Genomic DNA, 23,693 nt, shown 5'->3' on the forward strand with positions numbered 1-23,693 from the left:
CATTGCGCCTTGGCCGTGATGGGCTGGGGCGCAGGAGAGACCCATGCCCGATGATGTGACCCCCGATTGCCCGAGAATTGCACCCATCGGACTGGATGGGGTGATCGTCCGCTTTGGCGAGACGCTGTCGGAACCCGCCAACCGCGCGGCCTTGGCGTTTCGGGCAGCGGTAGAGCGGGATGTGCCCGAGGGGGTCGAGGAATGCTCGACCTCTTTGGTGTCGACCTATTTGCGGTTTGATCCTTTGCATCTCTCATTGGCGGCGCTGGTCACGGCGTTGGAACAGCGGTTGATAGGCACGGACTGGTACGCCGCGCCGCTGCCCGAGGGGCGGCGGCTGTTGCGTATCCCCACCGTTTATGGCGGCAACTTTGGCCCTCAGTTGGAAGAGGCCGCAGCGGCGGCGGGGATGGACGCCGATGCGGCGATTGCCGCGCTGTCGGGCGCGCGGGTGCGGGTCAGCGCCATCGGCTTTGCCCCCGGTCAGCCCTATCTGGGGACGCTGCCCGAGGCATGGGACATTCCGCGTCAGGCAGGATTGACGCCGCGGGTGCCCGAGGGGGCGCTGGTCGTCGCGATCCGACAGTTTGTGCTGTTTTCTGTGTCCGCGCCAACCGGGTGGCGACAGGTGGGGCGCACCGCCGCCCCCCTGTTTCGGCCCGGCAGCGAGGTGCCGTTCCTGCTGCGCCCCGGTGATGAGGTGCTCTTTGACGCGGTCGAGGCGGGGGCTTGGGACCGTCTGGCGGCGGACCCAAAAGGCGGGATCGTGACGGAGCCGTTGGCATGAGCGCGCTGGAGGTCTTGCAGGCCGGACCGGGGGTCACGGTGCAGGATTTGGGGCGACCCGGCTATCTGGCGCTGGGCCTGTCTCGTGGTGGGGCTGCGGACCGGATCGCGCTGGCCGAGGGCGCGGCGCTGTTGCGGCAACCTGTCGGGACGGCGCTGGAACTGGCGGGCTTTGGCGGGCGGTTTCGGGCGGATGTGCCGTGCCGCATCGCCTTGAGTGGCGCGCCGATGCGGGCGACTCTGGACGGCGCGCCGCTGGTCTGGAACGCCAGCCACCAGATGCCCGCAGGGGCGGTGCTGGATATTGGTGGCGCGCAGTCGGGTGTCTACGGCTATCTGACGGTCAGTGGCGGGTTTGACCTGTCCGAGGCGCTGGGCGCGCGGTCTGCGCATCTGAGCGCGGGTCTGGGCGCGGTTTTGCAAGCGGGCGATGTGCTGCCCTTGGCACCGGATGCGGGCCGCACGGTGGGTCAGGTCTTGGACGCCGCCGCGCGGTTTGATGGCGGCACATTACGTGTCCTTCCCAGTCTGCAAACCACGATGTTCCCTGAGGAGATGCGCGCGCGGTTTACCCAAGAGGTGTTTCGCCGTGACAGCCGGGGCAACCGGATGGGGATTCGCATTCTGCCGCCGGAGGAGGGCTATGGCCTGACCTCTGGCCAGACGATTGTGTCTGAGGTGATCACGCCGGGCGACATACAGATCCCCGGCGACGGCGCGCCCTATGTCCTGCTGTACGAATGCCAGACCACCGGCGGCTATCCCCGCATCGGCACGGTCATTCCCGCCGACCTGCCGCGCGTGGCGCAGGCCGCGCCGGGGGCGGAATTGCGGTTTCGGTTTGTCACTCGGGATGAGGCGCTGGAGGCCGAGGCAGGCTATCGCCGGATGCTGGAGGCATTGCCGGGCACGGTGCGCCCCCTGATTCGCGATCCGGCGCAGATGCCGGACCTGTTGTCCTATTCCCTGATCAGCGGCGTTACCGCCGGAGAGGAGCTGTCATGACATCTGTCGATCTGAATGCCGACATGGGCGAAAGCTTTGGCCCGTGGGTGATGGGGCAGGATGCGGATTTGCTGGAGGTTGTGACGTCGGCCAATGTGGCTTGCGGCTTCCATGCGGGCGACTGGGACGTGATGGCCGACACGATGGCCACGGCGCGGGCGCGGGGCGTGGGCATCGGCGCGCATCCCGGTTTCGCCGATTTGCAAGGGTTCGGGCGGCGGCGGATGCACCTGCCGGAGAAAAGCCTGCGCCATATGGTGCAGTATCAGTTGGGCGCGGCGCTGGGCATGGCGCGGGCCGGGGGCGCGCAGGTGCGGCACCTGAAGCTGCACGGCGCTCTGTCCAACATGGCGTCCGAGGATGAGGCGCTGGCCGAGGCCTGTTACGGGGCGGCGTTGGAGGTCGCGCCAGAGATCATCGTCATGGTGCTGGCGGCCACCGCGCAGCAGCGGGTGGTTGAGCGGTTGGGGTGTCTCTGGGCCGGAGAGATCTTTGCGGACCGGGCCTATAACGCCGATGCGACTTTGGTGGATCGGCGGTTGCCGGGGGCGGTGCTGCATGATCCTGAGACCGCCGCGCCGCGTATCGTCAAGATGGTGCAGGCGGGGGCGATCCTGCCCGAAGACGGCGCGCCGATCCCGGCGGCCATCGACACGATCTGTCTGCATGGCGACGGGGCGACGGCGCTGCCGATGGCCCGCGCGGTGCGCGCGGCGCTGGAGGCGGCGGGAATCAGGGTCAAGGCATTCGAGGGGCGGCGCGGGGCGGTCTAGAGACCTGCACAGGTCATGATCCGCCGCGCCATGTCGGCGATCAATTCCGGGTACAGCGTGGCCCCCTGCGGCAGATCGGTGCCCAGCGGGTCCAGCGTGGCGGTCGGCACGCCGCTGCCCTCGACAATGTTCAGCAGACGCGGATCGGTGCCCGGCTCGATCAGCAGGCAGGCGGGTTTGTCTGTCGCCAAACCGTCGCGCAGCGCCGCAAGGCGGGCGGGGCCGGGGGTGTTCGCCTCGGCATCCGAGATGGCCCCCAGCACGGTCAGGCCGAAGTGATCCTCGAAATATTGGTAGGCGTCATGGGCCACGGCCAGCGGGCGTCCGTTTAAAGGGGCAAGGGTGGTACTCGCCTCGGCCACTGCCTTGGCGATGGTGTCGGCACCGGAGCGGGCGTTGGCGCGGTATGTCTCGGCGTTGTCGGGATCGGCGATTGCCAGCGCATCGGCGATCTCTGTCAGCCAATGGGTCGCATTCTCGGGTGAGAGCCAGACATGGGGGTCGTGCAGGCCGTGCCCGTGGTCATCATCGTGGTCGTCATGCTCTTCGGCATGGTCCTCATGGACTTCGTTATGATCGTCGTGGTGTTCGTCTTCGTCATGGTCGTGCGGAAAGAGCCCGGTGTCGCGCGCGGGCAGCAGATGGGTGGCGGGCAGCTCCGCCAACGGCAAAGAGCGGGCGGAGACGGCCAGCGTGCCGATCTGTCCCGCCAGTTGCGGGGTCAGGTCCGGACCGATCCAGATCACCACATCCGCCCCGGAGAGGGCGCGCGCCTGACTGGGTTTCAGCGCCATGTGGTGCGGCGAGTCGCCCGGCTGCAACAGCCGGTCCGGCGTGCCCAGATCGCCCATCACAATGGCCGTCAGGCTTTCGACCGGGCCGATATCGGTGACAACCCGCGGCACCTCGGCCAGAGCAGGGGGGGCGAGGGTGAGAGAGGCGGCAAACAGCATTGGGCGCAGCATGGGATACTTTCGAATGTTATATCATAACGTCTTCGTCTTGTAGGGCGGAATGTTATACCATATCAACCCTAAATCCGCAGGAGACTCGCATCATGGACACCATAGGGTTTGAACGTCACGATCACCGGCACTGCATCGCGACCGCGTTGCAGACCGTCGAGGAGACCTGCGATGAGCAGGGGCTGCAACTGACGCCGGTGCGGCGGCGGGTGCTGGAGATCCTGTTGGCGCGGCACCGGGCGATGGGGGCCTATGATGTGCTGGACGTGTTGCGCGAAGAGGGGCGCGGCTCGCAGCCGCCGGTGGCTTACCGGGCATTGGATTTCCTTGTGGCGCACGGGTTTGCGCATCGGATCGAGCGGTTGAACGCCTTTGTCGCCTGCGCCGCCCCCGGAGAGCGGCACGCGCCCTGTTTCCTGATCTGCCGAAACTGCTCTGCCGTGGCCGAAACGCCCGGGCGGCGCGCGTCAGAGGCGCTGCGCGTCTCCGCCGGAGAACTGGGGTTTCAGGTCGAGCGGGTCGCGATCGAGGCCGAGGGCCTGTGCCCGGCCTGCGTGGACCCGTCGCGATGAGCGCGCTGATCGAGGCGCATGGTCTGGCCGTGTGGCAGGGCCCGCGCGAGGTGCTGCGCGACGTGGATTTTACCATCGCCCCCGGCGAGATCGTGACCGTGGTCGGCCCCAACGGATCGGGCAAGTCGACCCTGCTGCGCGCGTTGATCGGGGCCTTGCGGCCCGCGCGGGGCCGGGTGGTGCGACAGCGCGGTTTGCGCCTTGGCTATGTGCCGCAGGGGCTGCGCATGGACGAGACCCTGCCGATGACCGTGAGCCGGTTTTTGAACCTGCCCAACAGAACCAGCGCCGAGGCGCGCGCCACGGCACTGGAGGAGGCGGGCGCGGGCGATCTGGCCGACCGCCAGATGTCGGCGCTGTCCGGCGGCCAGTTCCAGCGCGTTCTGCTGGCGCGGGCCTTGCTGAACGATCCGCAGGTTCTGATACTGGATGAGCCGACCACCGGGCTGGACCAACCGGCGCAGGCGCGGTTTTACCTGCGGATCGAGGATTTGCGCGACCGTCTGGGATGTGCCGTTTTGATGGTCAGCCACGAATTGCACGTGGTCATGAGCGCCTCTGACCGGGTGATCTGCCTGAACGGGCACGTCTGCTGCGAAGGCCACCCCGAGGTGGTCGCGCAGGCCGAGGAATATCGCGCGCTGTTCGGCTCTGGCACCCGAGGCGCGCTGGCGCTGTACCGGCACGAACACAGCCACCACCATGATCACGACCACGCTCATGATCACGACCATGATCATCACGGGCATGTTCACGACCATGAGCAAGCGCCGGGGGAGAGCCGCGATGCTGGATGATTTTCTGGTGCGCGCCGCGCTGGCGGCGGTGGGCGTGGCCTTGGCGGCGGCCCCGTTGGGGGTCTTTGTGGTCTGGCGGCGGATGGCCTATTTCGGCGATGCGACCTCTCACGCGGCGATCCTTGGGGTTGCTCTGGCGCTGGCCTTCTCTGTGCCGGTCTTTGCCGGGACGCTGGCGGTGGCGCTGCTGGTGGCCTTTGGCGTCGCGCATTTGTCTGGCCGGGGGTATGGCGCGGACATGGTGCTGGGCGTGGCGGCCCATGCGGCGCTGGCGCTGGGCCTTGTCGCGGCCAGTCTGCTGCCCGGTCCGCGGCTGAACCTTGAGGCCTATCTGTTTGGCGACATTCTGGCCGTCAGCCGCAGCGATCTGGCGGTGATCTGGGGTGGCGGGGCCTTGGTGGCGGCGCTGATCGGCTGGCGGTGGCAGGCGCTTTTGACCGCGACCGTGTCACCGGATCTGGCGGCGGCCTCTGGCCTGCACCCGGAACGAGAGCGCGTGGTGCTGATGCTGGCGCTGGCGCTGGTGGTCGCCGTGGCGCTGAAGGTGGTGGGCGCGCTGTTGATCGGCGCGCTGCTGATCGTCCCGGCAGCGGCGGCGCGGCCCTTGTCGACGACGCCGGAGGGAATGCTGGCGAGCACGGCAGCGGTGGGCGTGCTGTCGGCACTGGGCGGGCTGTGGGCGGCGTGGACCTTCGACACCCCGGCGGGGCCCAGCGTGGTTTGCGCGGCAGCGGTGCTGTTTGCGGTGGCCACGCTGGTGCCCAAGCGCCGGGGCTGACTAGCGTATCCAGACCCGGGCGTAGGGGGGCAGGGCGATTGTGCCGTCTTCGCCCCGGATGATGGCATCCGACAACAGCTCATGCAGGCCGGTTGCGCCGTGCTGGCGCAGCCAGCCGACCGGGACCGATGTCCAGTTTTCGGTGAAGTTGAAAAGGCAGACCACGCTGCCGGTGGGGGCCTGACGGGCAAAGCCGAAGAGGGCGGAATTGCCTGTTTCCAGAATTTCTATCGGGATGTCTCCGTGAAATTCCGGCACGGTGGCGCGGCGGGCAAGGATCGTCCGAAGGCCATGGTACACCCGGCCAGACAGGTTGTCCGGGTGCAGGCGCGCCTGCAACGCCGTGTCCCAATCCATCCGGGGCCGGTGCAGCCAGCGGCTGTCAAATGCGTGGGCCGGGTTGTCCTGATAGCCGTAGTCGTTGAGCAGCCCCAGTTCGTCACCCATGTAGACCAGCGGAATCCCCCCGAAACTGGCAATCAGCGCGTGGCCCATCAGGATGCGGTCGATGGCGCGGTCGATCTCTGCCGCATCCGCTGTTTCCAGCGCCCGCTCCAGTCCGGCCAGCGAGGCGCAGGTGCCGCTGTTGCGCTTGTCGCCGGTGTCGGGGTTGTGCTGGAACAGTTCCCCCTTGGCGAAAGAGCCGGGAAAGACGCCCTCGTAGAAATCCGCAAGAAAGGCCCGGTGGCCCGCGCCGTTCAGGCCGACGGCGGCCGCGTCCTCATCCGTCACCGCCCAGCCGATATCGTCGTGGCAGCGCAGGTAGGTGGCATAGGTCGCATTGGTCAGGCGCGCCGGGAAATGGGTGCGCAGCACATGGGTCATCAGGCGGGTGTCGCGGGTGGCCAGCGCCGACCAGACCTGCACCATCAATGAGTTGTGGTAGGCAAGGTTGCCCTCTTTGCCGTCATGTTCGCCACGGCCCAGATAGGGCAGCATCTCGGCCGGGCTGACGATGGCCTCTTCCAGATGGATCACCGCCGGGGCGACGATGCGGCAGGCGGCGCGCAGCGCCTGAAGGATCATGTGGCATTCCGGTTCCGACTGGCAGCGCGTGCCCATCCGTTTCCACATGAAGGCCACGGCGTCAAAGCGCAGCACATCGACGCCGCGATTGGCCAGCGACAACATGACCTTGGTCATTTCCAGAAAGACCTGCGGGTTGGCCCAGTTCAGATCCCATTGGTGTTCATTAAAGGTGGTCCAGACCCAGCGCTGGCAATCGTCGTACCAAGTGAAACTGCCCGGCGCGTTGTCGGGAAAGATCTCTATCAGGGTCCGTTCGTATTGTTTCGGCAGGGTGTCATCGGGAAACATCAGGTAGTAATCGGCATATACCGGATCGCCGGCGCGCGCCTTTTGTGCCCAGTCGTGCTCTTTGGCGGTGTGGTTCAGCACAAGATCGACGCAGACGCTGATGCCCTGTTCACGGCAGGCGCGGGTGGCGGATTCGAAGTCCTTCATCGTGCCGTAGACCGGGTTGATCTGTGCGTAGTCCTGCACCGAATAGCCGCCGTCGCTGTCGCCGTCGCGCGGTTTGAGGCAGGGCATGAAGTGGACGTAGCGGATGCCCAGATCGCGCAGGTAGTCCAGCCGGTCCGGCACGTTCTTCAGGTGGCCGCAAAAGCGGTCGATGTAAAAGACATAACCCGCCATGTCGGGGCGTTGAAACCAGTCCGGCTCCAGATCGCGCTTGAGATCCAGCAGCCGCAGATCGGCGGGTCGCGCGTCCCATGCCTTGCGCAGGGTCTTGTCCAGTTTCCGCGCGAAATCGCCATAGCCCGGATGATCGCCATACAGCCGGTCGAGCATCTGCCACAGGTCGTCGCGGCTGCGGTCGTAGCGCAGCGCGTAGAGCGTGGCGTGCATGTCGCTGTTGTCGGTCTTGGGAGTCGTCTTGGCCATCGTTTCGCGCTCGCAGGGGGATGTGTGACCTCTGTGTTAGCGCATTGGGCGGGCGCCGCGAAGGGATTGCAGGCCGCAGGTGAGGCATATAGCCATCCGGTGCCTTGTCGGCGTGGTCGGGACGGGGGCGGTTGGAACCCTCTGTCGGGACTTGGAAAATGAGGACAGGTGCGGGCGGGCGCACTTGTCGACGCGCGGATGCGGTTCCGGCCACGTGGAGTCGGCGCAAAGCGGGTCAGAGCATGGACCAGCGACAGCGCCGGGTTATGTCGCCTGCGGGATGGCCCGAGAGATGGCCAGCGGGGCGCACGACCCGTGTCACTGGTATTGTTGAAAATGGTGGGCGACCCTGGAATCGAACCAGGCGTGAGTCGCCTCGAGGGAGTTACAGTCCCCTGCCACACCTTGCGGCCTGTCGCCCACCGGACACCGGGCACGCCCGGTGTGAGGGGCTGACTACATCCGCCCAAAAACCGCGTCAACAGGAAATTCCCTTGGCAAAGCACGGCGCAGGGTGCAAACCCTGTCTCCTCAGAAAGCGGGGGCATCGGCGATGGCGAAGAAACCGAAATGGGTGGTCGAAAAGGAACAGGCGCGCAAGGCCTCGGCCAACGAAACCGTCTGGCTGTTCGGGTTACATGCGGTCCGCGATGCCCTGATGAATCCGCGCCGGGACAGGCTGCGGCTGATCCTGACCCCCAATGCGGCGGAAAAGCTGACAGAGGCGGTCGCCGCCTCCGGCATGACGCCCGAAATCCACGACCCGCGCCGGTTCGATGCGCCGCTGGACCCCGGTTCGGTGCATCAGGGGGCCGCGCTCGAGGTCAAGCCGCTGGATTGGGGGCGGCTGGAGGATGTGGCCTTTGCCGGGCAGGGCGCGCTGCGGCTGGTGCTGCTGGACCGGGTGACGGACCCGCATAACGTGGGCGCGATCCTGCGCTCTGCCGAGGTGTTCGGCGCGCAGGCGGTGATCGGCACCCGCCACCACGCGGCACCCGAAACCGGGGCGCTGGCCAAGACCGCCAGCGGCGCGCTGGAACGGCAGCCCTACCTGCGCGAACGCAATCTGGCAGAGACGATTCAAACGCTGCGCGACATGGGTTACCTTGTGCTGGGTCTGGACGGCGAGGCCGGGCAGACCATCGAAGAGGCGCTGGAGGGACGGCGCGACTCGCCCGTGGCGCTGGTGTTCGGGGCCGAGGGGCCGGGATTGCGGCCCAAGACCAAGGATACCGTCGACGCGCTGGTCAGGATTGATTTTGCCGGAGAGTTCGGCTCGCTGAATGTGTCGAACGCGGCGGCGGTTGCGCTCTATGCGGCGCGTGCCTAAATCGGCCTCATGGCCACGACAAAGATTGCAACCTGCTGTTATTGCGGCACCCGTGCGGCGCTGATCCTGAAGGGCGAGGTCCGTCACGAACTGGCCTGTGCGTCCTGCGGCGCGCCTTTGCACAACATGAAACACCTCAAGGCCGAGGCCACCGCCACCGGGCGGAAGGACAAGAAGCGGCCGCGCAAGATGACCGCCCCGGCATCGTCAGATCGCAAGGTCCGGCAGAAAGCCAGAAAAAAGAAAAGCAAGGGGCTGGCGCACCGCTTTTTCGATGAGGCCTTTGATCTGCTGGACGACATCTTTGACTGAGGTCCCAGAGCGCCCAGATTGCGGCGCGCCATCGACAGGTTGCGTCATGCCCGGGGGCTGAATCACGCGTTTGCGCAGGGGCGCGGTGCGTCACAGGCGACGCTTGGCTCTGGTCTTTGGCGGTGTGCTCAAGTATCCCGCTTCTGACTGGCAAAAGAGAGGCCCCATGCCCGATTTTGAAACACCGGGACCGGTTGAACAGGTCTGGTCCGATGCGATTTCCTCTGTCGAGGAAATCATCGAGGATGCCCGAAACGGGCGTATGTTCATTCTGGTCGATCACGAAGACCGAGAGAACGAAGGCGATCTGGTGATCCCCGCGCAATGGGCGACGCCGGATGCGATCAACTTCATGGCGCTGTACGGGCGCGGGCTGATCTGTCTGGCGATGACCTCGGACCGGATCGAGGAACTTGGCCTGCCGCTGATGTCCACCAACAACTCGTCGCGGCACGAAACCGCCTTTACCACCTCGATCGAGGCGCGTGAGGGCGTGACGACGGGCATTTCCGCCGCCGACCGCGCGCGGACCGTTGCGGTGGCCATCGACGCCTCCAAGGGGGCGGCGGATATTGCCACGCCGGGCCATGTGTTCCCGCTGCGCGCCCGCAAAGGTGGCGTGCTGGTGCGTGCCGGTCACACAGAGGCGGCGGTCGACGTGTCGCGGCTGGCGGGACTGAACCCGGCGGGCGTGATCTGCGAGATCATGAACGATGACGGCACCATGGCGCGGCTGCCTGAAATGGTGGCCTTTGCGCAGCGTCACGGGATAAAGATCGGCACGATTTCCGACCTGATCTCTTACCGGCGGCGTCACGACAACCTTGTGCGGGTCCGTACCGAAGAGACGATCACGTCAGAGTTCGGTGGCGCGTGGAACATGCGCATCTACACCGACGAAACCCACGGCGATGAACACATTGTTCTGACCAAGGGCGACATCTCGACGCCCGAGCCGGTGCTGGTGCGGATGCACGCGATGGACCCGATGCTGGACATCATCGGCACCGGGCCGAAGGGCAGGGGGCATGAATTCCAGCACGCCATGGAGGCGGTCGCCGAAGAGGGGCGCGGCGTGGTTGTCCTGCTGCGCGACACCTCGATGAAACTGGACGTCTCTGACGGAGTGTCGCCCAAGACATTGCGGCAATACGGACTGGGCGCGCAGATCCTGTCGTCGCTGGGATTGTCCAAGCTGGTGCTGCTGACCAATTCGCCGACGCCCAAGGTTGTCGGGCTGGAGGCCTACGGCCTCGAAATCACCGGAACCCGCAAGATCTCGGAGCTGGGCTGATGGCATCACATGAAACCCACCACGTGCTGGACCGTCCGACGTTCGACAAGCCGGTCAAGGTGCTGATTGTCGTGGCCCCCTACTACAAGGACATCGCGGATCAACTGGTGGCGGGGGCCGCGGCCGAGATCGAGGCCTGCGGCGGCTGGCACGAAACCATCGAGGTGCCCGGCGCGCTGGAGGTGCCGACCGCCATCGGTATTGCCGAGCGTCTGTCGAATTTCGACGCCTATGTGGCCCTTGGCTGCGTGATCCGGGGCGAGACCACGCATTACGACACGGTCTGCAACGACAGCTCTCGGGCGCTGACGTTGCTGGGACTTCAGGGGCTGTGCATCGGCAACGGCATCCTGACGGTCGAGACCTTTGAACAGGCCCGCGTGCGCGCCGAGGCGGCGGGCCAGAACAAGGGCGGCGGCGCGGCTGCGGCGGCCTTGCATCTGTTGGCGCTGGCCCGTAAGTGGGGCGGCTCGCGCAAGGGGGTGGGATTCGTCCCCTTTGGCGAGGAAATCCAGATCGCAGGCAGCAGCAAAGGCCCCGACATCGCATGACCCAGCTTTCGGGCAACCAGAAACGCAAGATGAAAAGCGCCTCGCGGTTTTATGCCGTGCAGGCGCTGTTTCAGATGGAACAGTCCGACGCGGGCCTCGACAAGGTCCGGCACGAGTTTCTGGAGTACCGGTTCGGCGCAGAGATCGAGGACGGCACAGAGATGATCGACGGCGATGTCGATTTCTTTGCGCGGCTGCTGGAGCAGGCGGTCAACTGGCAGGTCAAGATCGACCAGATGACCGACCGGGCGCTGGTGGCGAAATGGCCCATCGCACGGATCGACCCCACATTGCGGGCCTTGTTTCGCGTGGCCGGGGCCGAGATGCTGGCCTTTGATACGCCGCCCAAGGTGGTCATTGTCGAATTTCTTGAGGTGGCGTCGGCCTTCTTTCCGGACGGCAAGGAAGCCCGCTTTGTGAACGCGGTGCTGGACCATATGGCACGCGAGGCCAGGCCCGAGGCGTTTTGACGCCATAGGCTATTGGCCCGCCGGGTCGGGCTTGCAGGATCTTGCACAGGTGACGGGCGCTCGCCATCTTTGACCTGACCCAAGACGGACGAGGACGGGATGAGCGTTGAAGTGACGGGAATTGGCGGCTTTCTCCTGCTGGCGCTTGCCGTCTGGGCGATCATTTCCATCGTGAATTCGCGTGCCTCTACCGGTCGCAAGGTGCTGTGGTGCCTGTTGGTTCTGCTGTTCCCGCTGGTCGGTTTTCTGATCTGGCTGATCTTCGGCCCTCGCGCGCGGCGCTGAAATCGGGCTGCGACCGGTTGCCGGATTGCCATTCCGTCCCAAATTGCATTCTGTTAATGGAATGCGAAGGAGTCGCCCATGCCCAAGCTTATCCGTCTTTACATCATTCAGGTCCTGTCCGGTTTCGGCCTCTCGGCGCTGTTTGTCGGCGCGCTGCTGTGGTTCAACGTGGCGAACCTGTGGCACCTGATTTCCGGCAGCGATGTCGCGGTGGTGGCCGTGATCATGCTGGTCTTTTTCAATGGCGTGGTATTTGCCGGGGTGCAGTTCGCCATCTCGATCATGCGCATGGCCGATGAGGACGACACCTCGGATGGCAAGCGTCAGCGTGCCAATCCGCACGTGCCTGCGCGGGTGCAGGTTGCCGCCAAGACGCCCAAGGCGCGGTCGCTGCGGGTTTTGCGCGGTCGCTGATCCTCTGACAAGGCAGGCATTCGGATGCCCCCGACAGGCCTGCGGCCCAGCGGTCCGCCCTCTGGCCAGAGTCCGGTTTTGTATGTCCATGAGGCGTGCGGCGGGAACCACGCCAACCGTGTGGGTAGTGCATTCCCGAGGACCTGTATATACAGGTGGGCGCCAGGTAACGAGACCACGATCCCGCCAGAGCCAGCTCCCTCGGATTTGCTTAAGGCCACCGGAATGTACCCGTTTACGAGAAGGGCAGAACCCGCCAGCGCCTGAGGTAAGGCGCGGCAGGCGTCATGACAAGGCCATCGCTTCGATTTCGTGCAGATTGCCGACAAAGCCATGCCATCCCTTGTCCATCGCAAGCACAAGCCCATAGTCCCCGGCGTCTTCGGGCAGGCCCGAATGTTCCAGCGTCAGGTGGGTGCCGCCGGGGGCGGCGGTCAGGTGCCATTCGACGGTTGTCATCGTTCCGTTCAGAGGGCCGACGGTGAAGGACCAGCGCATGTGATCCTTTGGCGACAGTTTCTCTACCGTGCCCCAGCACATGCGGTCGCCGTCCTTTTGTGACAGCAGCGTATAGGCCTCGCCTTCGACAAGGTCAGAGGTGGCCGGGTGAAACCATTTGCCCAGCAGGTCGGCGCGCGTCAGGTGGTCCCAGACGGTGGCCTGATCTGCGGGCAGGAAGACGGATTTGCGGATGGTGAGGGTCATGTGTTGTCCTTGTCGTCTTGAAGCGTGGTTGAAAGGGCCATGAGCTTGTCGTCCCAGAAGGCATCGAAGTAGCTCAGCCAGTCCGTGACCGGTTTGAGCGCGGCGGCGTTGAGGGTCGAGATCGTCTCGCGCCCCTGGCGGCGCATGTGGATCAGGTTGCCTTCCTCAAGCACGACAAGATGCTTTTTCACGGCGGCGCGGGTCATCGCGCAATGGCGGGTCACTTCGGCAAGGGTCATCTCGCGCGCCGAGAGGCGGCGCAGGATGTCCCGGCGGGTCGGGTCCGCGAGGGCGCGGAAAGCGGGTTGCAGGTTTGGCGGCATGGCGGATCCGGGGTGCTGGGGAAAAGGATGCTGTTTGGTGTCCTTTTTTAGGATGCTAAACGGTATCCTGTCAAGTGCGAAGCAGTTTGGGAAAAAGGCCCAATGCCGGTTGCCGCTAGGACCCGTCGGTGACGAACCCGTAGCGCCTCAGTTCCTCGGGCAGCAGGATGTAGATTTCATCGGGTGGCGTGCCAAGCGCATGGCGCATCACCAGCGGGTCGATTCCCATGTCGTCGAGAAAGCCCATGACCTCTGCCTGACCGCGCTGGATGTCCTCGACCGCGACAAAGGCCGGCAGCAGGGTGCTCTCTCCGAAATAGTGCTGGTGCACGCCGATTGAGGCGGCCGCCGCGGCGCTGCGGGTCTGTCCGGCGGCAAAGAGATACGGGCAGGCGGAATAACAGAATTCGCCCGACAGGACCTCTGTCGCGATGCCCGAGGCGCGCAGGTGGCGGCCAAGGTCAAGGGCGTCGCGGACCGAGCCCCCGGAGGATTGCAGCACCAGCGCGGTGATCGGCGGGTCGGCGCGGTCGATCTGCGGGATCAGGCGTTCGGCATCGCCCTCGGCAATATCACCTTCCAGCCGCCAGATGCCCTCGTTCAGGGTCAGGGTCAGACGTTCGGGCAGCTCGCCGGGGTCGCGTTCGGGCGTCACGGCGGGACGGTCACGACCGGGTTTGAAGATGCGGCGCTGGTCGCCGGGGCGGACTGGTTCGGACAGGCGGGGTGCATCGGGTTTGAAGGTCGGCAGGGACAGGGTGCCTTGCCGCATGTCCCCAAGGACAAGCAGGACGCCGATGCCGACCTGAAAGATCAGCACGGCGGACAGGGTGCGTGCGACGCTGCGGTTCATCGTTGCGGCTCCGGTGCGGACATAGGGCCACCTGTCCCGGCCTTGCGCCGGGACCTCATAGCCGCCGTGTTGCGCCTTGGTCTCGGTCGCGCCCTCGTCGTCATGCGGATTTGCCTTTGAGCGGGGTGACATCGTCGCTCGGCGCGGACGGCGATTCAGGACGCGCGGGCGGCGGGCCTGCGACTGCCTCGACCTCGCGCAGGGCGGTGACGGCGGCGCGCAGTTCGGCCAGCGTCAGCGTGTCCTCCACACCCGCGCCTTCGCGGCCCTGCCGGATCGCGCCATGGGTGATGGCAAGGATAAAGACCAGCACCATGGGCAACAGGTCAATGGCGATGGCCCCGGCCCAAGACGGTATGAAATTGCCCGCATAAAGGATGACCGCGTCGGCGGCGGACAGCGGCGCATAGGTGACATCTGTGGGCGCTTGCAGCGATTGCACGTTCAGCGCCGCCCTTTCGAGGGTGGCGGCCCGTTGCGCCAGCACTTCCAGCACAGAGGTGATGGTGGCGGACTGGTCGGCGCGGCCCTGCGCGGTGGAACTGTCGAGTTCGGGCAGCACCACGGAGGCGGCCAGATCCTGCGCCGCGCGTTCGACCAGCGGGGCCACCGACAATTGCCGCAACTGGGTGATAAGCCCTTGGAGGCGCACGGCGGCCTCTGAGAACTCGACTGATCGAGCCTCGACGTTGCCGGGCTCCACCGTCAGCGCGCGCATCCGTGACAGGATGGTATTGCCCTCGGTAAAGGCGGTGTCGACCAGTGGCGTCTGGGCGGCGATCTGCGCCTCCAGCGCGGTGAGTTCGGCGGATTTCTGGCGCAGCACCCGAAACACCGCGCCGCGCCCGGCCAGACCGGAGAGCGCGCCCTGCGCCTCCAGTTCGGACAGATCCTCAAAGCTTTGCCGGGTGCGCGCCACGTCCCGCTCCAGCGCCTGCCCGGTCAGGGCGATCTCATGCGCGCGTTCCAGTGCCGCCTGATAGTCCTGCACCGTTTCGGCCAGATGCTGTTCGACCGCCGCCGATCCGGCAAGGGCTGCGGCGTTCAGCCAGGATGACATGGCGACGATGGCCAGACTGCCCAGCCCCATGGTGGCCAGCAGGCCAGCGCGGGCGCGCGCGGTGCGCACGGCGGGAAACAGGCGCAGCATGTAAGACCAGAACACGAAGATCCCGACAGAGACGGCGGTGGAATAGGCGATGGCGGCAAAGACCGACATCGCGCCGTTTTCATCCAGCAAGGACGACACGCCTAGATAGGTGTAAATGCCCGACGCGACAGAAAGCACACCCAGCGCTGTGCCCGAAAAGGTGTCGAGCCATGTCAGGTGCCCTTCCAGTTCGCGCGCGGCACGCACACCGCGCGCCTCTTCGCGGGACAGTCGGTTTTCGGGGGCGTCTTGGGACATGGGCAACCTTGGGTGTCATGAAAACGATGCTTTGGCGACAGTAGGCAATTCGCCGCCAGAGGAAAGGCGGCTGGCGGCGGGCTTGCGTTTGTTCACGTATTGTTCAATAATTTGAGCATGGATTTGCCTGTCGCCCCCGACCTGACGCCGCCCCTGATGCCTGGCCAGTTGCTGGCGCGCGGCGTGTCCCGCCATCTGGCGGGGCATGGCTTTGCCGTGGTTGAGGAATTTGTGCCCGATCGCGGTTTGCGGGTCGATATCATGGCGCTGGGCCCCAAGGGGGAGCTGTGGGTGGTCGAATGCAAATCCTCTCGGGCGGATTTCATGAGCGACGGCAAATGGCAGGGCTATCTGCCGTGGTGCGACCGTTATTTCTGGGCGGTGGATCAGGATTTCCCGACCGATCTGTTGCCCGAGGGGACCGGGCTGATCCTTGCGGATGGCTACGATGCCGAGATCCTGAGGATGGGGTCAGAGGACAAGCTGGCCCCGGCGCGGCGCACAAAACTGACCCGCAAGTTCGCGGTACACGCGGCGCGGCGGTTGCAGGGATTGCGCGATCCCGGCGCGGGGCTGAACGGCTGGGGATAGCCCTGTGCCGATTGCAGGGCTTGCCTGACCCGGCATTTCCGGTGGACGGTGGGACCGTCATCTATCGCACGGAAAGGATCTGCCATGAAGCTTGGAGCATTCTCGGTCAGTTTGTCGGTCAAGGATCTGACCGCCTCACGGACCTTTTACGAGGCGCTGGGGTTTCAGCAGGTCGCCGGTGTCGCCGAAGAGGGATGGCTGATCCTGCGCAATGGCGACAGCGTGATTGGCCTGTTTCAGGGCATGTTCAGCGGCAACATGCTGACCTTCAACCCCGGCTGGAGCGGCGGCGGCGAGCCGCTGGACGATTTCACCGATATCCGCGAGATGCAGGCACGGCTTCGCGCTGAGGGGATCGAGCCGGAAAAGGCCGTGGAGGAGGACAGTTCCGGGCCGGCCTGCATGACGCTGGTCGATCCGGACGGGAACACGATCTTTGTCGATCAGCACGTCCCCGCGCCGTCGCGGGCTTAACGCTTTGGCTTGCCCTTGCGCGCGGTTGCGGCGGCGGCGCGCAGTTCTTCGGCGATTTCCTCGGCTTCTTCGGGCTCGAAATCCATCGGAATTTCCAGCCCGTCAGCGAAGATGAACAGGCGGACCATGCCCTTGTCGGTGGGTCCGATCTGAAGGTTGGCTTCGATGTCGCGTTCGTCGTGGATGCTCATGTCACCAGTGCCTTGTCCGATAGGTTTAGAGGATCGACGTCACGTAGCGGCGCGGGGCTTGATTTGCAAGTCGCGCGGCGGTTTGGTCCGGGTATGGATATCGAATTGAAACCCCTTGGCCCCGGCGACATAGACTGGCTGGTGGCGGAACACCGTCGCCTTTACACGCGCGACGAAGGCTTTGACGAGACATTCCCGGCGCTGGTGCGCGAGATCCTTGAAGGATTTGACGCGCACCATGACCCGTCCTGCGAGCGCGCCTTTATAGCCTGGGAAGGGGCGCAGCGGTTGGGCAGCATTTTCTGTGTGCGTGAAGATGCGCAAACGGCGAAATTGCGGCTGTTCCTGCTGACGCCTGCGGCGCGCGGCAAGGGACTGGGCAAACGCCTGCTGGCAGAGTGCATGGGATTCGCGCGCGCCAGCGGGTATCGTCGCATGGCGCTGTGGACCCATGAAAGCCACCGCGCCGCCTGCGCGCTGTATGAAAAGACCGGCTGGCGTCTGGTCCGGTCCGAACCGAAACGCAGTTTCGGCATGGATGTGGTCGAGCAGGGCTGGGAGATTGATCTTTGACCCTGCGGATCACCGCTCTCCGGTGAACTTGGGCGCGCGTTTGTCGAGGAAGGCCGCGACACCTTCGGCGTAGTCGGGATGCTCACCGCAGGCCTTCATCAACTCGGCCTCCAGATCCAGATGGGCATCCAGCGTATTGGTGGCCGCCGCATCAATCGCCTGCTTGGTGCTGGAAAAGCCAAAGGTCGGGCCATCGGCAAATTGTGCGGCCAGTTTGCGCGCCTCATCCATCAATGTCTCATCCGGCAGCGCCTTCCAGATCAGGCCCCAGTCCTCGGCCTGCTGTGCGGGCAGCGGCTGGGCCGTCAGCGCCAGACCCATGGCGCGGGCGCGCCCCAGCAGGTGGGTCAGGTGCCAGCTGCCGCCGGTGTCGGGGATCAACCCGACCTTGGCAAAGGACTGGATGAACTTGGCGCTGTGCGCGGCCAAAACCATGTCGCAGGCCAGCGCCACGCTGGACCCGGCCCCGGCGGCCACGCCGTTGACGGCGCAGATCACCGGCATTTGCAGAGCGCGGATCTGGCGCACCAGCGGCGCCCAGTAGCTACGCACCGTTTCCCCCAGATCGGGCGGGCCATCCATCTTGCGCGGATCGCGGTCGCCCAGATCCTGCCCGGCGCAAAATCCGCGTCCCGCGCCGGTCAGCAGCACGGCGCGCTTGCCGTCTTCTGCCGCGCGGTTCAGCGCGGCGCGCAATGCCAGATGCATTTCGGGGGTAAAGCTGTTCAGCCTGTCGGGCCGGTTCAGCGTGACCTCGGCCCATGTGCCGTGGTCGGTGACAAGAATCGTGTCCGACATGTGATCCCCTCCGATACGCGGTCAGGGCAAGGGATGGCACGCCCGGATGCGATGATCAACTGACACTCAGTGCGCCGGGCTTTCGGGCTTGTCCTTGGGCAGCCGCAGCGGCGCGCGCGTCCGGTCGTTGCCGGCGGCGGCAACCTTGGCGGCGAGGCGGATAAACTCTGCTTTTTCCGTTTCGGTCAGGCCGACCAGCAGGTTCTTCTGCATCGTCTCGACGATGGGCCGGATATACGCAATGCGCTTTTCACCCTCGGGCGTCAGCGCCAGCACCTTGGCCCGGCGGTCAGTGAGGTTGGTGCGCCGTTCGATCAGCCCCTTGGCGCACAGCCGTTCGATCACGCCGCCGATGGTGGCGCGGTCATGGGCGATCAGACCGGCCAGCGTCGCCTGATCGATGCCGGGGTGTTCCTGCAACATCGTCAGCGCCGCAAATTGCGGCGAGGTCAGGTCAGAGCCGACGGCCCGCATCTGTTCGGCGAAGATCGACGAAGACAGTTGTTGCAGTCGGCGTATCAGATGGCCGGGCATGTTATAGATCGCGTGCATCTCCACAGGGTAGGCGACCGGGCAAAAGCCGCAAGTACGCATATTGTCATCACACTTCGTTTTCATCCGGTGGCGGCGAGCGGGCCGTTATGTGCATTATAGTGCGATTCTTGGTGGATTTCATGTTACTTGTTGCAAAAAATTGCACCTTTTGAATATAAGGTGTACGCTTATCAAAGAGGCGATTCCGCTGCCGGGCATGGGCCGGGGCACGGATCGAGGGGCCGGTGGTTTGGAGGAAGCCGGTGTCCGGTGCCAACCCGCCGAGACTGCAAACGCCATGGCGGGAGAGGCCCGCGCAACGTTAGTCTGGTGCGGGGACCGGACCGAATGGAAACGCCGCCACGCGGCGCGGGTGACAGGCAGGGAGGAGGCCACGTCATGAATGAAAACGCAGCACTGTATTTTGTCGACCGCCATCTGGACGAGGGGCGCGCCGACAAGGTGGCCTTTCAGGAGGCGGACGGGCGCAAGCGCAGCCTGACCTTTGGGCAACTGGCGGAGGAAAGCGGGCGATTTGCCGGGGCGCTCGACCGTCACGGCGTGCGCCGCGAAGAGCGGGTCGCCATGATCGTGCAGGACCAGATCGAGTTTCCGGTGATCTTCTGGGGCGCGCTCAAGGCCGGGGCGATCCCGGTGCCGCTGAACACGCTGCTGTCCGCGCAGGTCTACGACGCGATCCTGACCGACAGCCGGGCCTCGATCCTCGTGGTGTCGGAAAAGCTTTGGGAGACGGTACAGCCGGCGATCGCGGACAACCCGTTCCTGCGCGCGGTGCTGGTGATCGGCGACGCCCCCGAAGGCACCGAAAGCTATCACCAGTTTGTCGCCGGCGCGCCGGTTGTGCCAGCGGTCGAGGCGCATGAGGATGAGATGGCCTTTTGGCTGTATTCCTCCGGCTCGACCGGCCAACCCAAAGGCGTGCGGCATGTGCATTCCAGTCTGAAGGCGACCTCGGACACCTTTGGCGCGCAGGTACTGGGCATCCGTGAGGACGACATTGTCTATTCGGTGGCCAAGATCTTTTTCGCCTACGGCCTTGGCAACGCCATGTCGTTTCCGCTGTCGGTGGGGGCAACGACGGTGCTGCTGTCGGGGCGGCCGACGCCGGAGGTGGTCTTTGATATCCTCGGGACGCATCGCCCGACGCTGTTCTGCGGGGTGCCGACCTTTTACGCCGCGATGAACGCCGCGCTGGAGAAGTCCGGCCTGCCGCAGGGGATGGCCGTGCGGTTGTGTACCTCTGCGGGTGAGGCGCTGCCGCGCGAGGTGGGGGAACGCTGGCACCGGCTGACCGGCACCGAGATCGTCGACGGCGTCGGCTCGACCGAGATGCTGCATATCTTTCTGTCGAACCGTCCCGGAGAGATCGTCTATGGCACTTCCGGCACGGCGGTGCCCGGCTACGAGGTGCGGTTGGTGGACGAACGCGATGAGGATGTGGGCCAGGGCGAGGTCGGCGAATTGCTGGTGCGCGGACCTTCGGCGGCGGATGGCTATTGGAACAAGCGGCACAAGTCGCGCTCTACGTTCGAGGGCCACTGGACCCGGACCGGCGACAAGTATGAGTGCACCGCCGAGGGGCGCTATATCTACTGCGGGCGCACCGACGACATGTTCAAGGTATCCGGCATCTGGGTCAGTCCCTTTGAGGTCGAACAGGCGCTGATCGAACATCCCGCCGTGCTGGAGGCGGCGGTGGTCGCCTGCGCCGACGACAAGGGGCTGGACAAGCCCAAGGCCTTTGTCGTGCTGAAAGAGGGGCAGGAGGCGGCGGCGGTCGAGGGGCTCAAGGAGTTCGTGAAAGAGAAGATCGGGATGTGGAAATATCCGCGCTGGGTTGAGGTCGTGGACGATCTGCCCAAAACCGCGACGGGCAAGATTCAACGGTTCAAACTGAGGGCGCAGGCATGACAGTAGAGTGGACGGAAAACGGGCGGCTGACGGCGGCTGGCAAGGCGTTGGAGTACGCCTGTTTCGGGCCAGCCCCGGACAAGGCGCCGACCTTGGTCCTGTTGCATGAGGGGTTGGGGTCCGTGGCGCTGTGGCGCGATTTCCCGCAGGCTTTGGCGCAGGCGACGGGCTTTGGCGTCTTTGCCTATTCGCGGGCGGGGTACGGTCAGTCGGATCTGGCGGACCTGCCGCGCCCGCTGGACTATATGACCCGCGAGGCGGTGGATGTGCTGCCGCAGGTGCTGGACGCCATCGGATTTCAGCGCGGGCTTCTTGTGGGCCACAGCGATGGCGCGACCATCGCCGCGATCTATGCGGGCAGCGTATCCGATCAGAGGGTGCGGGCGCTGGTCCTGATGGCGCCGCATTTCTTCACCGAAGAGGGGGGGCTGGCCGAGATCGCCAAGGCGAAGACGGCCTATGACACCGGCGACCTGCGGACAAAGATGGCGCGTTACCACCGCGACCCGGACAACACCTTTCGCGGCTGGAACGACAGCTGGCTGCATCCCGATTTCAAGGCATGGAACGTGGCGGATGTCATCGACTACCTGCGCATTCCGGTTCTGGCGGTGCAGGGGCGCGAGGATCAGTACGGCACGCTGGCGCAGGTCGAAGAGGTGGAAAACCGCAGCTATGCGCCGGTCGAAATGGCGATCCTCGACGCCTGTCGCCATTCCCCGCATCTGGACCAGCCAGAACGGGTGGTGGCAGAGATCGCCGGGTTCTGCGCCCGGCTGGAGCGGATCGAGGCCGCCGCACCCGAACTCGCGTGAGCGCGGGCGACTGGTTCCTCCCGGCACAGGCCTATGTGCCGGGGCGCACCGCGCGGCACCCCGAGGGGCTGTTCGACCCTGTCCGTGCAACGGTGCATCCGGGGATGGCGGCTGATGACCTGGCGTACAGCGCCGCGTTTCGCCACGGGCTGTTCTATATTGAACGTGGTTTCTATTGGGAAGCGCATGAAGTGTTGGAGCCGGTCTGGATGGCGCTGCCGGATGGCAGCGTCGAGCGGCGCTTTGTTCAGGCCCTGATCCAGACCGCCAATGGCTTGCTCAAACTGCGCATGGGCCGACCGAAGGCCGCGCAGCGCCTGTGCAGGATCGCAAGGGCGCTGTTGCCCGAGACCCGCGACGCGCAGATCATGACAGTTGGCGCGGACGAGGTACACGCTATGATCGATTCTTTAGAAGTCAGCGTGAGATGTGAATTATAATGCATAAAAATTCGCAAATGGGCGGCGATTCTTGTAAGTAATTGAGAATATTCGTGAAATAATGTGCTTTATTGTGCATACATAAGTTTACTTACTTTCACCATTGATGTACGTTGCCTGCAACTTCGCGACCAGGGAGGACCCGATGACCAAGATGATCGACTTTCAGACAGACCCGTCCCGCTACCGCCATTGGCGTGTCGAATACGACGGTCCGGTGGCCACTCTGTTCATGGATGTGGACGAGGACGGTGGCCTGTTCGATGGCTACAAGCTCAAGCTGAATTCATACGATCTGGGCGTCGATATCGAGCTGAACGACGTGGTGCAGCGGATGCGATTCGAACATCCCGAGGTCAAGACCATTGTCATGAAGTCCGGCAAGCCCGGCGTGTTCTGCGCCGGCGCGAACATCCGTATGCTGGGCGGCGCGGCGCACAGCCACAAGGTGAACTTTTGCAAGTTCACCAACGAAACGCGCAATGCCTATGAGGCCGCCGAGGCGGAGAGCGGTCAGAAATACATTGCCGCCGTCAAGGGCGCCTGCGCCGGGGGCGGGTATGAACTGGCGCTGGCCTGCAACCATATCATGCTGACCGACGACAGCACCTCTTCGGTGGGTCTGCCCGAGGTGCCGCTGCTGGCGGTGCTGCCGGGCACCGGCGGGCTGACCCGCGTCACCGACAAGCGCAAGGTGCGCCGCGATCGGGCCGATATCTTCTGCTCGATCGAGGAGGGCGTCAAAGGCAAGCGCGCCAAGGAATGGCGGCTGGTCGATGAGGTGATCCCGAACTCCAAGTTCGACGACACCGTGGCCGAACGTGCCCGCGAATTTGCCACCGCGTCGAAGAAGGCTGACGTGGCTGAGGGCATCGCACTAGGGCCGTTGTCGCGCAACATCACCGAGGACGCAGTCAGCTATTCTCTGGTCGAGGTCGAGCTTGACCGGGCAGGGCGCAAGGCCGTGATCACCCTGAAAGGCCCGGAAGAGGATGCGCCCGCCGACATGGACGCCTTTGTGGCGCAGGGCGATCAGGCCTATATGCTGCGCCTCTGCCGCGAGCTTGAGGACGCGATCCTGCACCTGCGCCTGAACGAGATGGCGCTGGGTTTGTGGATCTTCCGCACGCAGGGCGATCCGGAAAAACTGGCCGCGCATGAGGCGCTGCTGGCGGCGAATGCCGATCACTGGCTGGCCAACGAGGTGCGCCAGTTCTGGAAGCGCACGCTGAAACGGATCGACGTGACCTCGCGCTCGCTGGCGGCCTTTATCGAACATGGCTCGTGCTTTGTCGGTGTGCTGGCGGAAATCCTCTTTGCGGTCGACCGCAGCTATATGATGGAAGACGAGTTCGAGGGCGACAATCGCCCCACGGCGACGATCACCCTGACCGACGACAACTTTGGCCCCTATCCGATGGGCAACGGCATCACCCGTCTGGAAACCCGTTTCCTTGCGGAGCCGGAGCATGTCGAGGCGCTGAAATCCAAGATTGGCGAGGCGCTGGAGGCCGAAGAGGCCGACGAACAGGGGCTTGTCACCATGATCCTCGACGACATCGACTGGGAGGATGAGGTCCGCATCTTCATGGAGGAACGCGCGTCGTTCAGCCCGGATGCGATGACCGGGATGGAGGCGAACCTGCGCTTTGCCGGACCCGAGACCATGGAAACCCGCATCTTTGGCCGTCTGACAGCCTGGCAGAACTGGATCTTTATCCGCCCCAACGCCGTGGGGGCCGATGGCGCGCTGCAACGCTACGGCACCGGCATCCGGGGCGATTACAACATGGAGCGTGTCTGACCGACGCGCGCAACG

At 65.0% G+C, this 23,693-nt stretch carries 29 protein-coding genes and 1 tRNA gene; 20 read left to right on the forward strand and 10 right to left on the reverse strand.

The features are described from left to right. Positions 1-43 precede the first annotated feature (43 nt). Genes ACN0S5_RS05625 through ACN0S5_RS05635 form a run of 3 tightly spaced genes read left to right on the forward strand, consistent with a single transcriptional unit; the run spans position 44 to position 2,564 of the window. Complete coding sequence (locus ACN0S5_RS05625; RefSeq protein WP_417206785.1) at positions 44-787, forward strand: 5-oxoprolinase subunit B family protein; 744 nt, start codon at positions 44-46, stop codon at positions 785-787. Continuing rightward, positions 784-1,791, forward strand: coding sequence for a biotin-dependent carboxyltransferase family protein (locus ACN0S5_RS05630; protein WP_417206786.1), 1,008 nt, complete (start codon positions 784-786; stop codon positions 1,789-1,791). Before ACN0S5_RS05625 ends, ACN0S5_RS05630 begins: the two co-directional genes overlap by 4 nt. Then, the gene (locus tag ACN0S5_RS05635; RefSeq protein WP_417206788.1) at positions 1,788-2,564 is read left to right on the forward strand and encodes a LamB/YcsF family protein; all 777 of its coding nucleotides are present in this window, start codon (positions 1,788-1,790) and stop codon (positions 2,562-2,564) included. Before ACN0S5_RS05630 ends, ACN0S5_RS05635 begins: the two co-directional genes overlap by 4 nt. Here the strand turns inward: ACN0S5_RS05635 and ACN0S5_RS05640 are convergent. Then, on the reverse strand, positions 2,561-3,529 hold the full coding sequence (locus tag ACN0S5_RS05640) for a zinc ABC transporter substrate-binding protein (RefSeq protein WP_417206790.1): 969 nt from the start codon (positions 3,527-3,529) through the stop codon (positions 2,561-2,563). The genes ACN0S5_RS05635 and ACN0S5_RS05640 overlap by 4 nt on opposite strands. 92 nt (positions 3,530-3,621) lie before the next feature. On the opposite strand from ACN0S5_RS05640, the gene ACN0S5_RS05645 reads away from it, so the two are divergent. The 3 genes from ACN0S5_RS05645 to ACN0S5_RS05655 are packed head-to-tail and all read left to right on the forward strand — an operon-like array spanning position 3,622 to position 5,676. After that, positions 3,622-4,101, forward strand: coding sequence for a transcriptional repressor (locus tag ACN0S5_RS05645; protein ID WP_417206792.1), 480 nt, complete (start codon positions 3,622-3,624; stop codon positions 4,099-4,101). Then, positions 4,098-4,898, forward strand: a complete 801-nt coding sequence (locus ACN0S5_RS05650) for a metal ABC transporter ATP-binding protein (protein ID WP_417206794.1) — start codon at positions 4,098-4,100, stop codon at positions 4,896-4,898. Before ACN0S5_RS05645 ends, ACN0S5_RS05650 begins: the two co-directional genes overlap by 4 nt. Further along, entirely contained in the window at positions 4,888-5,676 is a 789-nt protein-coding gene (locus ACN0S5_RS05655; protein ID WP_417206796.1) for a metal ABC transporter permease, read from the forward strand. The genes ACN0S5_RS05650 and ACN0S5_RS05655 overlap by 11 nt, the downstream gene beginning before the upstream one ends. Here ACN0S5_RS05655 and ACN0S5_RS05660 read toward each other — a convergent pair whose 3' ends face one another. Then, the gene (locus tag ACN0S5_RS05660; protein WP_417206798.1) at positions 5,677-7,581 is read right to left on the reverse strand and encodes an amylosucrase; all 1,905 of its coding nucleotides are present in this window, start codon (positions 7,579-7,581) and stop codon (positions 5,677-5,679) included. A 337-nt stretch (positions 7,582-7,918) separates the two neighbouring features. Next, positions 7,919-8,002: transfer RNA gene (locus ACN0S5_RS05665), tRNA-Tyr, on the reverse strand. A 132-nt stretch (positions 8,003-8,134) separates the two neighbouring features. Here ACN0S5_RS05665 and rlmB point away from each other — a divergent pair. From rlmB to ACN0S5_RS05700, 7 genes are all read left to right on the forward strand, one after another. Then, positions 8,135-8,911 (forward strand): 23S rRNA (guanosine(2251)-2'-O)-methyltransferase RlmB, encoded by a 777-nt coding sequence (gene rlmB, locus ACN0S5_RS05670; RefSeq protein ID WP_417206800.1) that lies wholly within the window; start codon positions 8,135-8,137, stop codon positions 8,909-8,911. A 9-nt stretch (positions 8,912-8,920) separates the two neighbouring features. Further along, a complete protein-coding gene (locus ACN0S5_RS05675; protein WP_417206801.1) occupies positions 8,921-9,223 on the forward strand; it encodes a hypothetical protein in 303 nt (100 codons plus the stop codon). A 166-nt stretch (positions 9,224-9,389) separates the two neighbouring features. Next, positions 9,390-10,517, forward strand: coding sequence for a 3,4-dihydroxy-2-butanone-4-phosphate synthase (ribB, locus tag ACN0S5_RS05680; RefSeq protein WP_417206803.1), 1,128 nt, complete (start codon positions 9,390-9,392; stop codon positions 10,515-10,517). After that, positions 10,517-11,068 carry a 6,7-dimethyl-8-ribityllumazine synthase gene (locus ACN0S5_RS05685; protein WP_417206805.1) on the forward strand — a complete coding sequence of 184 codons (552 nt, stop codon included), beginning with the start codon at positions 10,517-10,519 and terminating at the stop codon, positions 11,066-11,068. Before ribB ends, ACN0S5_RS05685 begins: the two co-directional genes overlap by 1 nt. Further along, on the forward strand, positions 11,065-11,538 hold the full coding sequence (nusB, locus tag ACN0S5_RS05690; RefSeq protein WP_417206808.1) for a transcription antitermination factor NusB: 474 nt from the start codon (positions 11,065-11,067) through the stop codon (positions 11,536-11,538). Before ACN0S5_RS05685 ends, nusB begins: the two co-directional genes overlap by 4 nt. 99 nt (positions 11,539-11,637) lie before the next feature. Next, positions 11,638-11,823: a PLD nuclease N-terminal domain-containing protein gene (locus tag ACN0S5_RS05695; protein WP_417206810.1), complete on the forward strand. Its 186-nt coding sequence runs from the start codon at positions 11,638-11,640 to the stop codon at positions 11,821-11,823. A gap of 78 nt (positions 11,824-11,901) precedes the next feature. After that, positions 11,902-12,237: a hypothetical protein gene (locus tag ACN0S5_RS05700; protein WP_417206812.1), complete on the forward strand. Its 336-nt coding sequence runs from the start codon at positions 11,902-11,904 to the stop codon at positions 12,235-12,237. Between the two features lie 285 nt (positions 12,238-12,522). On the opposite strand, the gene ACN0S5_RS05705 is transcribed toward ACN0S5_RS05700, so the two are convergent. The 4 genes from ACN0S5_RS05705 to ACN0S5_RS05720 form a co-directional block, all read right to left on the reverse strand. Further along, positions 12,523-12,942: an SRPBCC family protein gene (locus ACN0S5_RS05705; RefSeq protein ID WP_417206814.1), complete on the reverse strand. Its 420-nt coding sequence runs from the start codon at positions 12,940-12,942 to the stop codon at positions 12,523-12,525. Beyond that, positions 12,939-13,265, reverse strand: coding sequence for an ArsR/SmtB family transcription factor (locus tag ACN0S5_RS05710; RefSeq protein ID WP_417206815.1), 327 nt, complete (start codon positions 13,263-13,265; stop codon positions 12,939-12,941). Before ACN0S5_RS05710 ends, ACN0S5_RS05705 begins: the two co-directional genes overlap by 4 nt. A 115-nt stretch (positions 13,266-13,380) precedes the next feature. Next, on the reverse strand, positions 13,381-14,118 hold the full coding sequence (locus ACN0S5_RS05715; protein ID WP_417207308.1) for a hypothetical protein: 738 nt from the start codon (positions 14,116-14,118) through the stop codon (positions 13,381-13,383). A gap of 100 nt (positions 14,119-14,218) precedes the next feature. Beyond that, positions 14,219-15,526, reverse strand: a complete 1,308-nt coding sequence (locus ACN0S5_RS05720; RefSeq protein ID WP_417206817.1) for a hypothetical protein — start codon at positions 15,524-15,526, stop codon at positions 14,219-14,221. Positions 15,527-15,643: 117 nt separating this feature from the next. Here ACN0S5_RS05720 and ACN0S5_RS05725 point away from each other — a divergent pair, with 117 nt between their 5' ends. Then, the gene (locus ACN0S5_RS05725; RefSeq protein ID WP_417206819.1) at positions 15,644-16,117 is read left to right on the forward strand and encodes an MmcB family DNA repair protein; all 474 of its coding nucleotides are present in this window, start codon (positions 15,644-15,646) and stop codon (positions 16,115-16,117) included. A gap of 84 nt (positions 16,118-16,201) precedes the next feature. Beyond that, positions 16,202-16,591 carry a VOC family protein gene (locus tag ACN0S5_RS05730; protein WP_417206821.1) on the forward strand — a complete coding sequence of 130 codons (390 nt, stop codon included), beginning with the start codon at positions 16,202-16,204 and terminating at the stop codon, positions 16,589-16,591. On the opposite strand, the gene ACN0S5_RS05735 is transcribed toward ACN0S5_RS05730, so the two are convergent. After that, positions 16,588-16,782, reverse strand: a complete 195-nt coding sequence (locus ACN0S5_RS05735; protein ID WP_417206823.1) for a DUF6324 family protein — start codon at positions 16,780-16,782, stop codon at positions 16,588-16,590. The two genes, ACN0S5_RS05730 and ACN0S5_RS05735, sit on opposite strands and share 4 nt — an antisense overlap. A gap of 93 nt (positions 16,783-16,875) precedes the next feature. Between ACN0S5_RS05735 and ACN0S5_RS05740 the strand changes: the two genes are divergently transcribed. Further along, on the forward strand, positions 16,876-17,355 hold the full coding sequence (locus ACN0S5_RS05740) for a GNAT family N-acetyltransferase (RefSeq protein ID WP_417206824.1): 480 nt from the start codon (positions 16,876-16,878) through the stop codon (positions 17,353-17,355). A 9-nt stretch (positions 17,356-17,364) separates the two neighbouring features. Here the strand turns inward: ACN0S5_RS05740 and paaG are convergent, their stop codons facing one another. Then, positions 17,365-18,153, reverse strand: coding sequence for a 2-(1,2-epoxy-1,2-dihydrophenyl)acetyl-CoA isomerase PaaG (gene paaG / locus ACN0S5_RS05745; RefSeq protein WP_417206825.1), 789 nt, complete (start codon positions 18,151-18,153; stop codon positions 17,365-17,367). Positions 18,154-18,219: 66 nt separating this feature from the next. Then, positions 18,220-18,687 carry a MarR family winged helix-turn-helix transcriptional regulator gene (locus ACN0S5_RS05750; protein WP_417206826.1) on the reverse strand — a complete coding sequence of 156 codons (468 nt, stop codon included), beginning with the start codon at positions 18,685-18,687 and terminating at the stop codon, positions 18,220-18,222. Between the two features lie 399 nt (positions 18,688-19,086). Between ACN0S5_RS05750 and ACN0S5_RS05755 the strand changes: the two genes are divergently transcribed. The 4 genes from ACN0S5_RS05755 (at position 19,087) to boxC (ending at position 23,678) form a co-directional block, all read left to right on the forward strand. Beyond that, positions 19,087-20,619, forward strand: a complete 1,533-nt coding sequence (locus ACN0S5_RS05755; protein ID WP_417206827.1) for a benzoate-CoA ligase family protein — start codon at positions 19,087-19,089, stop codon at positions 20,617-20,619. Further along, on the forward strand, positions 20,616-21,434 hold the full coding sequence (locus tag ACN0S5_RS05760; protein ID WP_417206829.1) for an alpha/beta fold hydrolase: 819 nt from the start codon (positions 20,616-20,618) through the stop codon (positions 21,432-21,434). Before ACN0S5_RS05755 ends, ACN0S5_RS05760 begins: the two co-directional genes overlap by 4 nt. Further along, positions 21,431-21,874, forward strand: a complete 444-nt coding sequence (locus ACN0S5_RS05765; protein WP_417206830.1) for a DUF309 domain-containing protein — start codon at positions 21,431-21,433, stop codon at positions 21,872-21,874. The genes ACN0S5_RS05760 and ACN0S5_RS05765 overlap by 4 nt, the downstream gene beginning before the upstream one ends. A gap of 145 nt (positions 21,875-22,019) precedes the next feature. Further along, positions 22,020-23,678 (forward strand): 2,3-epoxybenzoyl-CoA dihydrolase, encoded by a 1,659-nt coding sequence (gene boxC / locus ACN0S5_RS05770; protein WP_417206832.1) that lies wholly within the window; start codon positions 22,020-22,022, stop codon positions 23,676-23,678. The last annotated feature ends 15 nt before the right edge of the window (positions 23,679-23,693 follow it).

It is taken from the genome of Antarctobacter sp., from assembly GCF_048262615.1.
In the GTDB taxonomy this organism is placed as follows: domain Bacteria; phylum Pseudomonadota; class Alphaproteobacteria; order Rhodobacterales; family Rhodobacteraceae; genus Antarctobacter.